Raw genomic sequence first — 11,942 nt, 5'->3', positions numbered from 1 at the left:
AAGATTTTTACGCAAAGTGAGGTGTTCAAGATGAAGAATCTGCGTTATTTTCCCCATGAACGGAATGTGTATTTCAAAGGGAAGCTGTTGACCGTCAGAGATTTCGAATCAGAACAGCGCTATTTCAATGACAAACGTCGGCTCACCAATCGGTTGCTACACGGGGGTGGAGTGGTATGCGGTTTGCAGGTGATCGCTGTGGACGAAAAGCAGATTTCGGTAGAGGCTGGAGTCGCTCTTGATTATCTCGGGAGGGAAATCGTGCTTCCTGAGCCTGTGAAGCTGAAGCTGTCCATGATGGAAGGCTTTAGCAACAACGATTACGCGAAAAATGTGTACGTCTGCTTGGCCTATGATGAAAAAGGCAAAGAACAGGTCTTCTCCGTCTCTGAAACCGTCGAGCAGGAAATGGCTGAATACAACCGGGTGGCAGAAGGATATCGGCTTTTTATCAAAGAGGAGGCACCACATCCTGCTTCCATCGAAGGGGTGCAATTGGTAGAGCAAAGAGTGCTGCTATATGCAGATCCACAGGTACGCATTTGGCAGGCGACTCCACGATACGTCAACCCGGGTGAAGTATTTTCCTTGCAGTTGCACATTGAGAAGACGGTACAAACCTCACGCGTGCAATTCCACTACAAGCTGGATGCGCCAGGGCTGACAGTCATGGAAAGCAGCGACGATAGCGTATCCTTCTTAGAGCCTGTTGACGCGAAAGAGACGGATTACGTCGTCTCCATTCCGATCAAGGCTGGCTGGGATCGCGGAACGGTGGAGTTGGCAGTGCTGGGTGGCAAGGCAGAGGTTCGACTCGGCGATCGCTTGGCGCATACCGATCTCGTCTCTGTAGGAAAAATCGAAATCACGCCAGACGATCTGGTAGAGCGGCTCGTGTCCGATTACTACAATCGCAAGCTGGATCAGGTGACACAGGCAACCGAACAGCCTTTTCTTTATTTGGCAAAAGTATGCTTGCTGCAAATGAATGCGACCTATGTAATTGAGAAGGTTGTTCCTGTTCCGTTTGGGGAGTACGTGTATACACCAGCGCTTTTGCAAAAGCTTGCGTGGCGTGCGCAGAAGGGAAAACCGGTCGAGCAAGGGTCTCATGCGGATTCCTTTCGGGTGACCACGCGTGTAAAAGAAATCGCGGCAGGCGATAAGCCGCAGTTCGATGTGAGCTACGATAATCTGGCGTCTGTCTATCAGCTTGAGCTTGGGCTGCCCCGACCCGGAAAGGCAAATGAACAAGTAGCGACTGGCGTCGTAGAAATACCGATTGAGCCGTACTCGTCCAACTGGCCGTTTGGGGTCAAGATCGGCAATCGTTATTTTTCAGAGGAGCTCAAGCACTCCCTCGGAAAAGGGAACGTGTATGTCAGTGCAGGAATCGAGGATTTTCATGCAGATGTGATCGATGAGTTGCTTTCCCAACATGAGCAAGTGATGTACGGGCATAGCAGTGTTTTTGATGATTCGGAGTATGCGACAGATGCAGCGCATTTTGCCGTAGGGGTCATCGTTTATCCGCAGAAAGGAACGTTTCGGATTGGCGTTCAGGTGAAGGGTGCTGTTCAGACAGATCGGGCAAGGATCAGGTGGTGGGCGATCAAACCGCTGGCAGCAGGGACAGAAGACGTGGTGTATCAAGATTCGCAAGAGTAGGAAGGTTTGCTTCATTTTGTATTTATGCTACACTTTCTTAATGTAAGTACATATCAGCGTTAGACGGGAGGAGATCCAATGGCAACACATATCACAGATCATTCCGTTTTGAACAACGGGGTGAAGATGCCCTGGCTGGGTCTGGGTGTCTGGAAGGCAAAAGACGGAAACGAAACGTTGGCCGTCCGTTCCGCGATTGAGGCGGGGTATCGCAGTATAGATACGGCAGCTATCTACGGCAACGAAGCCGGCGTAGGCGAAGGAATACGTCAAGCCGGGATTGATCGCGATCAATTGTTCATCACGACCAAGGTATGGAATGCGGATCAAGGCTACGAGTCAACGCTGAAGGCTTTTGATGACAGTATGAAAAAATTGGGGATCGATACGCTCGATTTGTATCTGATTCACTGGCCCGTAAAAGGCAAGTATGTAGATACATGGAGGGCCTTGGAAAAGCTGTACCGCGATGGATATGTGCGTGCGATTGGCGTCAGTAATTTTCATAGCCACCACCTCGAGGATTTGCGCCAACATAGCGAGATCATTCCGGTTGTCAACCAAGTCGAGTATCATCCATTGCTTACCCAAAAAGAATTGCATGCGTATTGCAAAGAGCACCACATTCAACTAGAAGCATGGAGCCCGTTGATGCAAGGAAATCTCGATCATCCTCTCTTGGTAGAATTGGGACAAAAATATGGCAAGTCTCCTGCACAAATTGTGCTTCGCTGGGATTTGGAAAACCAAGTGGTCACGATTCCAAAGTCGATCACACCAGAGCGGATTCGCCAGAACGCAGATGTTTTTGACTTCTCTCTACGTGCTGAGGATGTAGAAAAAATCAATGCCTTGAATGACAACAAGCGTTTTGGGCCGGACCCGGATAATTTTGATTTTTAAAGGGACAATCACATCAGATCAAAGGGGAGCCGCGACAAAACGGTTCCCCTTTTTGTTATACGTGCCTTCGATAGGCACATATGCTGTTGTACATCGAATTGTCGGCAAGCTTCAGGAACAGGGTAATGTTTGGTCGCAGATTGGCTTCAATAATCCGCTTCTTTTGACATTGGTGATGATATAGCCTCTGCCTGCTACTTTTGCAAGCATTCCGGTGACGACCCAGGGAGAGCCTGATCTTCTTTGGACCATCACTCTTACATCGAACAAGGAACCATTGACCTGTGCCAGTGAGATCCCGCGCTGAATCAGGTAAGGGGTCGTTATTTTTCTGCGCAAATACCTGTACGTCTCCAACTTGCCACGCAACGTGTGATGTGAAGGTCCGCGCTGGACGCGGTAACGGCTCTTGGCTTTCCGTGTGACGAGCATGACGCCAGCACCACCACTTCCTGCTGCTGGTTTGACGATCACCTTTTTGTATTGATCCAGAAAAGCAGACAAAGACTGCTTAGAAAAACGACGTGTTCGGGGTAAGGCCGAGACCAGCGAAGAGCTTGCCCGGAGCACGCTATACTTGGTTAGTTTGGATTTGCTCTTTACTATGTTTTATTTTTTCGTATACTGAAAAGTAGCATATTCGTTTCATCAGACGAAACGATCGGAACAAAGTAGGAAGCAGGTGTCAAACACTTATGGAAGAAGAACAAAAAGCAAACGTTCGAGCAGTCGATCGGGCTTTGGATATCCTGCTCTGTTTTACGGACGCAACGGATCTGGGCCTAAGTGAGATAGCGAGTCGACTCTCCTTGCATAAAAGTACCGTGCATCGTTTGCTGGCAACGCTGGAGAACAAAGGGTTTCTGATACGAGATGTTCAGACGGAGAAGTATCGACTTGGGTTTCGGGTTTGGGAGTTATCCGCCAATTTGTCGCAAAACGATGATCCTGCGACATTGCTGCTTCCGGAGATGGAGCGATTGCGGGATTTGGTGGAGGAAACGATCAGTCTGTACGTGCGGGATGGAAACGAGCGGATTCGCGTACAGGCAGTCCAGAGCAAGCAGCCGATTCGCAGGGTGGCGCCAATCGGAGCGCGTATGCCACTAGCGGTGGGGGCATCCAGCAAAGTACTTGTTGCATATGCAGAGCCTTTCATTTTGCAGGAAGTCATCAGCGACCCGAATTGGCCTGACTATGTAAACAAGGAGTCTTTTATTGAGCAATTGGATCAAATCAGGAAGCAAGGCTTCGCGACTAGTGTGGAGGAGCGGGAGCTGGGGACAGCAGCTGTAGCCGTCCCGATATTCAACCGCAACGGACAATTGGTAGCGTCTATTGCGGCGTCGGGTCCTTCCAACCGCCTGACTCCTGAAAAAATGAGCCAATATGCGCCTTACATCATGGAAGCAGCCTATCGGATGGGGAAAATGATGAAATAACCAAGAAGCCAGTTGACACGAAAATAAAGTGTCAGACTGGCTTTGTTTGTGGAGGATCGAACTTACGTTACCTTACCGATCATATACGATTGCTTCCCTTCTCCCCCATTCAAGCTCTGCAATCTTACTCATTGTATTTGCCGTGATTTGATTAAAGTTCTGTTCTTATTTTCACATTGGTGAGGATGTAGAAATTAAATTCAATGTAGGTAAACGATATGAGATAGGAGTATACTATCATAAATGGTAAGAAAAACCGCGACTGAGGGAATTGTCTAACTTACGAGCTGAGTGATCGGCTTCTGCGCTACTTTTGGGAGAGGAGACACTTTCAATGATCAGGTCTATCTTTATTCTTGTAAAATTGTTCGGAACATTTCTGCTAGGCCTTCTACTTTATGCTAGTTTTTATCTGCTTCAGGATGCGGTTTCGTATCGTCTGGATGGTGGCATGCTTCTCGGGGGCATCGTATTGTTTCTCTTTTCCACTTCTGTTCTTCTGCTTATGTGGGTTCCGAATGAGAAAAAACGGTTTAAAAAGCTTCTCGGCTTTTTGGAGAATTCAGGTATGTTCCTTTTTTTTCTTTTTACTACGATCTTGATGGGAGCGGGCACGTATCTGGCGGTAAAAGAAGAATCCTACGGATTCGCTGCAGGCGCGGCTGTCTTGTTTTTGGGTTCCGCCGTGTTTTTGGTCGTGGCTCTATGCAGCATGTTTGGCGTAAGAGATCGTTCTTCGTAACATTCATGATGGACTTTCCCAACACTACTGCCGTATCGCCAGCACACCTCATCAAAAGAGGATGTGCTGTTTTTTTACTCAAATAAAAAACTTTACTTAAGTTAATTTATATACTATGATAAACGTAAGTAGAAATATGGAAAAAGGAGTACAAGATGGCAGAAGCATTATCGTTACGTGAGAAAAAGAAAGCAAAAACCAAATTCGCCCTACTGGACGCTGCCTTGGAGTTGATAGGAGATGGGAGCTTCCGCAATGTACTGGTGGATGACATTTGCGAACGAGCAGAGGTGTCGAAGGTCACATTCTTTAAATTTTTCCCGCAAAAGGAAGAACTCTTGATTTATTACATGAGCATATGGCAAGCAGAGTGCTTCGTTGAGTTGCGGAGTACGGGCAAGAGAGGTTGGGAAGCCGTTCGGCATATTTTTGCCAAGGTTACGCGCGATAGCGAGAAGCAGCCTGGGATCATGCTCAGCCTTATCAGCTTTTTAGCCGAGCAAAAAATGCACCCGTGTGTACCGCTTTTATCTGATGCTGAATTGTATTTGCGCTTCCCTGAGCATGAGGAGAGAGAAGCCATTAGAGCTACTGGTCTGCATCAACTGTTCCAAAAGTGCGTGCAAGAAGCAGCCGAAGACGGTCAGCTTGCCCTTCACCTGTCGGAGGAGGAAGCCGTTATTTTGTTATTCTCGATGTTTTACGGAGCCTATCTGACGGCACATTTGTTTCATGTGTCTGATTATATGGCGTGTTACGAATTGCACCTCAAATCATTGATAAGGTAGGGGAGTCGGATGGCAAAAGTAGTTCCGGGGCGTTTTACAGCTCAAATGGAAGGACCTTTCGTCGTGTTTATCATCGGGATGCGAATCAACCGTATGCTTGCCGTTCACAAGTGGATGCCGGTAGCTAACGCTATGGGAGGCATGATGCGAGAATTGTACCAGCACCCGGAGCTCGGACTGTTGGGTCACACTTCGCATTTTAATCTGCGTGAAATCACTCAAATCCAGTACTGGCGATCCTATGAGCATCTGGAAAATTACGCGAGAAACAGCCACAATCATCTGAGCGCGTGGAGGAAGTTCAACCAAGCAGTAGGAACGGATGGAACGGTTGGGATTTTTCACGAGACGTACTTGGTCAATGCGGGAAAATACGAATGTCTTTACGGAAATATGCCTGTCTGGGGATTGGCCAAGGCGGGTGAGCATCTGCCGGCAGTCGGAAAAAGAGAGACGGCACGCCGCCGTTTGGGCGGTGAGAACGAGCCAGCGGTTCCTACTCCTACACCTTGATCGATTGACGTCCAAGTCAATCAGGAATTTTTCCTAAACCGTGTCACAAAAAAAAGCCCTCTAAAGACTTATGTGTAAATCGATTGGAGGGATTAAAAATGGAAAAGTGGGATGTTGCCGTTATCGGCGGAGGAATGAGCGGTTGGGTTGCCGCTGCGTATTCAGTGAAAGCTGGACAGCGGGTGATGCTAGCTGAAAAAGCGAGGATGTTTGGCGGCAGGGCCCTGACGGTTCATAAAAATGGAGTGTTCCTTAGTCTGGGCGCGCATGCGATTTACAGAGATGGTGAATGCTTTCGTATCCTCAATGAGCTTGGCGCAACACCAGATGGCAACGTACCGGCGATGGCTGGTCATATGCTACGAGAGAAACAGCTCTATGACTTGCCCGGCTCTCCCCTTTCGCTTATGACATCACGTTTGCTTTCGATCAGGGGCAAAGTAGAGCTGGCTCGCATGATGATGTCCCTAAAAAAGCTGGACAAACGAAACCTCCCACAAGGCTCGCTGAAGGAGTGGGCGGAACGCTCTATCCGCGAACCGGAGGTCAGACACATGATCTACGCCTTGTGCCGTACGGCCACCTTTGCACATAGGCCCGAGATTCAATCGGCTGGGCCGGCACTGCGACAAGTGAATCATGTCCTTAATGGCGGAGCATTGTATGTGAACGGTGGATGGAGTTCCATTATAGAGCGGCTGCGCCAAACAGCGATGAAGGCGGGTGTACGGACCGAGACGGGGAAAGCTGTGGTTAGCGTCACTCGGCAAACGTCGGCCCAACCGGATTCTGTAGAAAGCTTCTACGAAATCCGGTTCGCGGACGGTGAGGTACGTTATGCAAATGCAGTCATTTTGGCCGTCCCCCCGACCGAATGCTACAAAATCGTTAGCGGCTCCGAGAAGACAGCTCTCGAAAGATGGTGTCGGCAAGCGCGACCAGTCACGACAGCTTGTCTTGATCTCGGGATGCGAAGGCTGCCTAATCCAAAAGTACAGTTTGTCATGGGGCTTGATTCTCCTTTTCTATTTAGTAATCAGTCGAGAGCGGCGAAACTTAGCGATAATGGTGGGCTTGCGGTTCATATCCTGAAATATCACGGTTCTTCGCAGCCTGACGCTGAGCAGGATAAAGCCGATCTGGAGCGAATAATGGATATTTTGCAGCCAGGATGGAGGAAGGAATTGCAAGCGACTCAATATTTACCGCATATAACGGTTGTTCACGACTATGCTCACACTGAACGCATGGAAGCGCCCGGTCCTGCTGTCCCCGAGTTGCCAAATCTTTATATCGCTGGCGATTGGGCCGGACATGGCGAACTGCTTGTGGATGCCGCGGCGGCCAGCGCCAAGCGCGCCGTTGTTGAATTACTAAACCGATCAATGCCGAAACAAGGGGAGTACCATGAATATCGCAGAACAATATGAATTGTATAGACCGTTGTTATTTTCGATTGCTTATCGGTTACTCGGCAGTGTATCGGATGCCGAAGATATTGTACAGGAGACGTTTGTGGCTTGGACGGAACGAGACGGCGAGAGATCCGTTACCAACACAAAATCGTATCTTTGTCGCATTGCTTCCAATTTGTGCGCAGACCGAATTCGGAAACAGACCAAACAACGGGAAACTTATATCGGTCCGTGGCTGCCCGATCCGTTGGTCGAAGGAAGGGGTGGCCCCGAGGATATTTGCATAAGGAGAGATACGATCAGCACGGCCTATTTGCTCTTGCTGCTACAGTTGAGTGAAGTCGAACGCATCATCTTTGTTTTGCGAGAGGCGTTCGGCTTCAGCTATGAAGAAATTGCCGATTTGACCGGCAAAAGTGTAGCCAACTGCCGACAAATCTTTCACCGGGCAAGACGAGGCATGCCGCGCTCTACGGAAGAGGAGACCCCGACGTCAACACAAACAGTGCGTGCGCATCAGATCGTTCGGCAATTCATGCAATCGTTCGAAAGCGGTGACATCAGTCGTGTAATGGAACTGCTAACGGCGGACGTTGCACTTATCATGGATGGCGGCGGTAAGGTGAAAGCAGCGCTTAACCCGATTCTTACAACGGAACGGGTTATTGCTTTCTTTACTGGGACGGCCAGCAAGCTTCCAGAAGGCATGGTTTATCACCATGCAACGGTTAATGGATTGCCAGGCTTCGTATTTATGATCGGTGAAACCGTCCATTATGTCCTATCCGTAGAGCTCGAAGGTAACCGTATCTCAAGATTTTATATGACGGTGAACCCTGACAAGCTGGTCCACCTGAACATGGCAAAGACTTCACCATTTTAGACGGCGAAGTCCGGAAGCTGCCGAAAGGATAGGGATAGATAGCCAAGATCAGCTGCGCAAATCTGACCTCCCTTCCATTGAGTTATATTCACGAATGACCTCTTGTGCAGCTCGTTTCGCACTAGCAAAAACCGCGTCTACTAAAACTTCACCTCGCCCAGTCCAATCACCGGCCACATACAACCCGTACACTTCTGGAACGGAGGGGCCATAACTTTTATCGATCCGATCGATAGAATCAAAGTCGTGAGCAACTTTGATTTTCGGCAAAAATTGACGGGCAACCTGTTCATTTCTCCATCCAGGTTGTATAAAGTCTAATGCCTCCTCCAATTGGCTTTCTTCGTTCTTTGAGTGGTCCGAGCCGAAACCGATATCTTTGCATGCATGGATGATGACCGATCCATCCTCACTTGCATTGGAAATAACTGAGGGGGTACTAATAAAAATGGGCCGATCCAAAAAGAAAGTGAAGTACCGTTTGGGATTAGAAATGGGCAGCTTACGCAATGCGACATCTAGACAAGCGGCATAAATTGGTTTTGTACGATCCCGCCACACTTTCAGTGATGTACGCTCCGCATTCTTAACCATCTTGAAGGTTTCGGATGGTCCTGCTGTGACGATGACATAGGAGGTTTCCAGTTTCTCGCCATCCGCAAAATAGAGTTGCCGGACTTTATCTTGATCATGGGCAATCTCTGATATACTTTTACGGTTTAAAATCGTTACACCTGTACGGATTGCTTCTTTCTGCAGATGATCAACCAATTGCCCCCAACCATGATCGATATATAATACTTGGTTTCCTTTAAAAACAAGTTGCAATCGTCTCACTCCCGGAGCTGCCAAGAGTAGCTCCGGGTAAGGTACAAATGTATTCGTCCTGCAAACAGCGTAAATGAGCTGACGAATCATAGAATCGCGTATTTCCTGTTCGACCCATTCTCGAAAACTGATGGTGGGTAAAGCGTTTGTATCGATTCCCCTCAATCGGTTCACAAATCGAGTCAATTCCCATTTAGCCGAAGGTGACAGCAAGGGACTCTTCAAAAGGGAGAGTGGACTTCCGGGGAGTTCGAAAAGTTTGCCATTCCACACCATGCCGCCTTTTGCAGGCGCGTACGCACCTTCGACGGTGATTCCCAGCTCCTGTAGAACTTCTTCGGCAGCTCCACCTTTGTAAAGTGCATGGAGGCCAAGGTTGAGAGAAGCTCCATTCTTTTTGATCGTTGCGGCCCTTCCCCCTAACTGACTTGATTTTTCAATCAGAACGACTGACAGACCAGCTCTTGCCAAATAAATGGAACTGGTTAATCCGGACAACCCGCCGCCGATTACTGCAACATCATATGCATCCATGATCATCACCCTTTCTTATATCTATTACTAAGTCGTAAATAATCATCTTTTTGTGACAACTCAAGTCTCCAAGGTGCGCAAGTATTCAAAGAACGTTCGACGCTCCGATTCCTTTCCAGATTCATCCCCAAAGCCAATGCAAGTAGATACAAAAAGGTCGCCCGGATCATGTGGGCGACCTTTTTTCATCAAAAGTCAGGCAGATTATCCAAATTGTTTTCCTTAATCCCGTCTGGCTCACTCCGCAGAATGTCTCTCCCATACTTGTGAAACACGTCTACATGAGCCAGCTTGCCAGCTTTTGCATCGTTGAGTGCGGTGATATAGTCGAGTTCACGACCGGAGTCTGTTTTAAAGGCGATCAAGTCTCCATCGTCGTTTTTCCTGACGGCCACGATTTGCTCTTTTCCCGTATTCGCAAGTGGACTGTTCCCTTCATTTTCCTGGATCGCCTGTTGTTCTCCAGCATTTTTGTACGCTTCGTAAATTTGTTCAAAGCTCGGTTGATCCATGTATCATTCCTCCTCATCAGTAGGGTGCCTAAAATGGAGGAGAACATGTATTCGTTTTTTCAATAAAACCTGATTCACTCATTCGGTTGTCAGGCGCAACAGCCAGTCTTTCATATCGACGAGACGCAATGCTTGGGGGCGCGTCGTTGTCCCGATTACTAGCATGGGAACGATTGAGTCCATCTCGTGCAAGGAACCGTGTGCAGCACCGCCGATATGGGTGGGGGAGTTTTCCGTTATAAGCTCATGGCCAGGCTGAACAGTAACGACCACATATCTGCCTTCATGCGAATTCATTGCGCCGTAGAGCCTCGCCAAAACGTCAGGATATTTCCCATACGTGATCCGATTCTTTTTCATGGTAATATCGAGCAGACGCGGATCACCACTGAAGGTCCATGATTGACCGTATGGATCGGTATAGGGACCCTTTTGCTGGTAAGTAAATTGTCGGTTGACCGTGCCAGCTGTTACGACAATCTTGTTGCCTTCCTTCCGTGCAATGATGTCCAGCTTCGGTTCACGCTGCAAACGTTTTACGATATCGGGTAACGGAATACGCGGGTCCAGGGCATAAATATAGGCCATCCGTTCGTTGGTCGAAATCACAATTTGGTCAGTGGGTGTGAGGGGTCGACCGATTTTCGCGATCTGATAAGGGGTCAAAAAGTCGCGCAAATCAATGGTAGCGACCTGGCGATCATCCAGAACAGCGCTCTGGGCACTATCTCCCATGACGATCCACCGCGCTTCCTTGACTGCCTTGTCCCATGAACCAAAAGCATCAAGCACGGTTTGCAGGGCTTTATCTGCTTTTTCAATCCCTTCGATGGAAGCTGCTCCCTTCATGTGTACCTCCATGTCATTTTCCGGCAAGTACGCGATGGTAAGAGGGGGAAGCTTCTTGTTGGTGATGAGATAATTGATCTCCTGCGCGGAAAACTCATCATTCATCCCGTATTTTCGCCAAATGCGCTTTTCACTTTTTTGATTCGGATCAAGCTGGGCAAATGCTGCATACGACAGCAGTTTTGGCCCGTTCACATTCACCTCGCCCGGCAAACGTGTACTGAATTCAACGAGACGGGGGATCTGCAAGGTGTGCGCTGTTTTGCCTCGCCAAATAATACCATTGATCGAAGCGGTATCCTTGCCTTTTTCAGCCAGTTCTTCATGAATAGTTTTCGTATGCGGATTGAGCTGGACCAGATTCAATTGATGAAGGATATCTAGCAGCACTTGTGGCTGATCGATCTTTAGACCTTCTTTGGGACCATACCCGTAATAAATCATCCGTTTTTCCTTGTTGCTGAACCAGGATAATCCCGGTACATGATGCTGATTGGCATACGTACCTGTAAGGAGAGTGCTGTCGATGGTTACCGACATGGTGGGAAATGAGCTCACAACATGCGGGTAATAGCGCCCGTTAGCAAGCAAATAACCCAAAGCAGGAGCGCGGCCTTGCCGGATCGCTTCTTGCAGGGGTTTGTCCATTAACGAATCAATGAGAATGAGCAGGACAGGCTTTTGCGATTCATTTCTCTCAGCCGAGGGCTGAGCCTTAAGGCTATGCTGACGGATTTGGGAAGCTGAGTCTGGCTTGCAGCTGATCACAGTCAGACTCAGCGCCAACAGGAGAAGGATGGCGTATGTGAATCGCGATTTCATGTTTCCATTCCTTTTTTGCGAATTTGGTTTTCCCTATTTTTTG

12 protein-coding genes are annotated in these 11,942 nt (G+C 48.5%); 8 read left to right on the top strand and 4 right to left on the bottom strand.

Annotated elements, in window-relative coordinates; translation table 11 throughout:
* The first annotated feature begins 30 nt into the window (after positions 1–30).
* Both FB479_RS16755 and FB479_RS16750 read left to right on the top strand, forming a co-directional pair.
* Positions 31–1,668, top strand: coding sequence for a hypothetical protein (locus FB479_RS16755; RefSeq protein WP_142066045.1), 1,638 nt, complete (start codon positions 31–33; stop codon positions 1,666–1,668).
* Positions 1,669–1,746: 78 nt separating this feature from the next.
* Complete coding sequence (locus tag FB479_RS16750; protein WP_142066044.1) at positions 1,747–2,571, top strand: aldo/keto reductase; 825 nt, start codon at positions 1,747–1,749, stop codon at positions 2,569–2,571.
* 111 nt (positions 2,572–2,682) lie between these two features.
* Here the strand turns inward: FB479_RS16750 and FB479_RS16745 are convergent, their stop codons facing one another.
* Positions 2,683–3,141: a YheC/YheD family protein gene (locus tag FB479_RS16745; RefSeq protein WP_255438428.1), complete on the bottom strand. Its 459-nt coding sequence runs from the start codon at positions 3,139–3,141 to the stop codon at positions 2,683–2,685.
* A 125-nt stretch (positions 3,142–3,266) separates the two neighbouring features.
* On the opposite strand from FB479_RS16745, the gene FB479_RS16740 reads away from it, so the two are divergent.
* The 6 genes from FB479_RS16740 (at position 3,267) to FB479_RS16715 (ending at position 8,354) form a co-directional block, all read left to right on the top strand.
* Positions 3,267–4,013, top strand: a complete 747-nt coding sequence (locus tag FB479_RS16740) for an IclR family transcriptional regulator (protein ID WP_047071855.1) — start codon at positions 3,267–3,269, stop codon at positions 4,011–4,013.
* Between the two features lie 334 nt (positions 4,014–4,347).
* Positions 4,348–4,755 (top strand): hypothetical protein, encoded by a 408-nt coding sequence (locus FB479_RS16735; RefSeq protein ID WP_142066043.1) that lies wholly within the window; start codon positions 4,348–4,350, stop codon positions 4,753–4,755.
* Positions 4,756–4,910: 155 nt separating this feature from the next.
* Entirely contained in the window at positions 4,911–5,543 is a 633-nt protein-coding gene (locus tag FB479_RS16730) for a TetR/AcrR family transcriptional regulator (RefSeq protein ID WP_106654541.1), read from the top strand.
* A 9-nt stretch (positions 5,544–5,552) separates the two neighbouring features.
* Positions 5,553–6,056, top strand: coding sequence for a DUF4188 domain-containing protein (locus FB479_RS16725; RefSeq protein WP_142066042.1), 504 nt, complete (start codon positions 5,553–5,555; stop codon positions 6,054–6,056).
* 98 nt (positions 6,057–6,154) lie between these two features.
* Positions 6,155–7,486 (top strand): phytoene desaturase family protein, encoded by a 1,332-nt coding sequence (locus FB479_RS16720; protein WP_142066041.1) that lies wholly within the window; start codon positions 6,155–6,157, stop codon positions 7,484–7,486.
* Entirely contained in the window at positions 7,464–8,354 is an 891-nt protein-coding gene (locus tag FB479_RS16715) for an RNA polymerase sigma-70 factor (RefSeq protein ID WP_142066040.1), read from the top strand. Before FB479_RS16720 ends, FB479_RS16715 begins: the two co-directional genes overlap by 23 nt.
* Before the next feature lie 48 nt (positions 8,355–8,402).
* Here the strand turns inward: FB479_RS16715 and FB479_RS16710 are convergent, their stop codons facing one another.
* The 3 genes from FB479_RS16710 to FB479_RS16700 form a co-directional block, all read right to left on the bottom strand.
* Entirely contained in the window at positions 8,403–9,716 is a 1,314-nt protein-coding gene (locus tag FB479_RS16710; RefSeq protein ID WP_185746383.1) for a phytoene desaturase family protein, read from the bottom strand.
* Positions 9,717–9,904: 188 nt separating this feature from the next.
* Complete coding sequence (locus FB479_RS16705; protein WP_106654546.1) at positions 9,905–10,228, bottom strand: DUF3892 domain-containing protein; 324 nt, start codon at positions 10,226–10,228, stop codon at positions 9,905–9,907.
* 78 nt (positions 10,229–10,306) lie between these two features.
* Positions 10,307–11,899, bottom strand: a complete 1,593-nt coding sequence (locus tag FB479_RS16700) for an alkaline phosphatase family protein (protein ID WP_142066038.1) — start codon at positions 11,897–11,899, stop codon at positions 10,307–10,309.
* Between the last annotated feature and the right edge of the window lie 43 nt (positions 11,900–11,942).

Source organism: Brevibacillus sp. AG162, from assembly GCF_006715575.1.
Lineage (GTDB): Bacteria > Bacillota > Bacilli > Brevibacillales > Brevibacillaceae > Brevibacillus > Brevibacillus brevis.
Note: the sequence above shows the minus strand (reverse complement) of the source record. Positions and strands in the feature narration are given on the sequence as shown.

Excerpts from the sequence above, each read along its gene's own strand:
- FB479_RS16755 (WP_142066045.1), top strand. The coding sequence starts at position 31 with ATGAAGAATCTGCGTTATTTTCCCCATGAACGGAATGTGTATTTCAAA.
- FB479_RS16750 (WP_142066044.1), top strand. The coding sequence starts at position 1,747 with ATGGCAACACATATCACAGATCATTCCGTTTTGAACAACGGGGTGAAG.
- FB479_RS16740 (WP_047071855.1), top strand. The coding sequence starts at position 3,267 with ATGGAAGAAGAACAAAAAGCAAACGTTCGAGCAGTCGATCGGGCTTTG.
- FB479_RS16735 (WP_142066043.1), top strand. The coding sequence starts at position 4,348 with ATGATCAGGTCTATCTTTATTCTTGTAAAATTGTTCGGAACATTTCTG.
- FB479_RS16730 (WP_106654541.1), top strand. The coding sequence starts at position 4,911 with ATGGCAGAAGCATTATCGTTACGTGAGAAAAAGAAAGCAAAAACCAAA.
- FB479_RS16725 (WP_142066042.1), top strand. The coding sequence starts at position 5,553 with ATGGCAAAAGTAGTTCCGGGGCGTTTTACAGCTCAAATGGAAGGACCT.
- FB479_RS16720 (WP_142066041.1), top strand. The coding sequence starts at position 6,155 with ATGGAAAAGTGGGATGTTGCCGTTATCGGCGGAGGAATGAGCGGTTGG.
- FB479_RS16715 (WP_142066040.1), top strand. The coding sequence starts at position 7,464 with ATGAATATCGCAGAACAATATGAATTGTATAGACCGTTGTTATTTTCG.
- FB479_RS16710 (WP_185746383.1), bottom strand. The coding sequence starts at position 9,716 with ATGGATGCATATGATGTTGCAGTAATCGGCGGCGGGTTGTCCGGATTA.
- FB479_RS16705 (WP_106654546.1), bottom strand. The coding sequence starts at position 10,228 with ATGGATCAACCGAGCTTTGAACAAATTTACGAAGCGTACAAAAATGCT.
- FB479_RS16700 (WP_142066038.1), bottom strand. The coding sequence starts at position 11,899 with ATGAAATCGCGATTCACATACGCCATCCTTCTCCTGTTGGCGCTGAGT.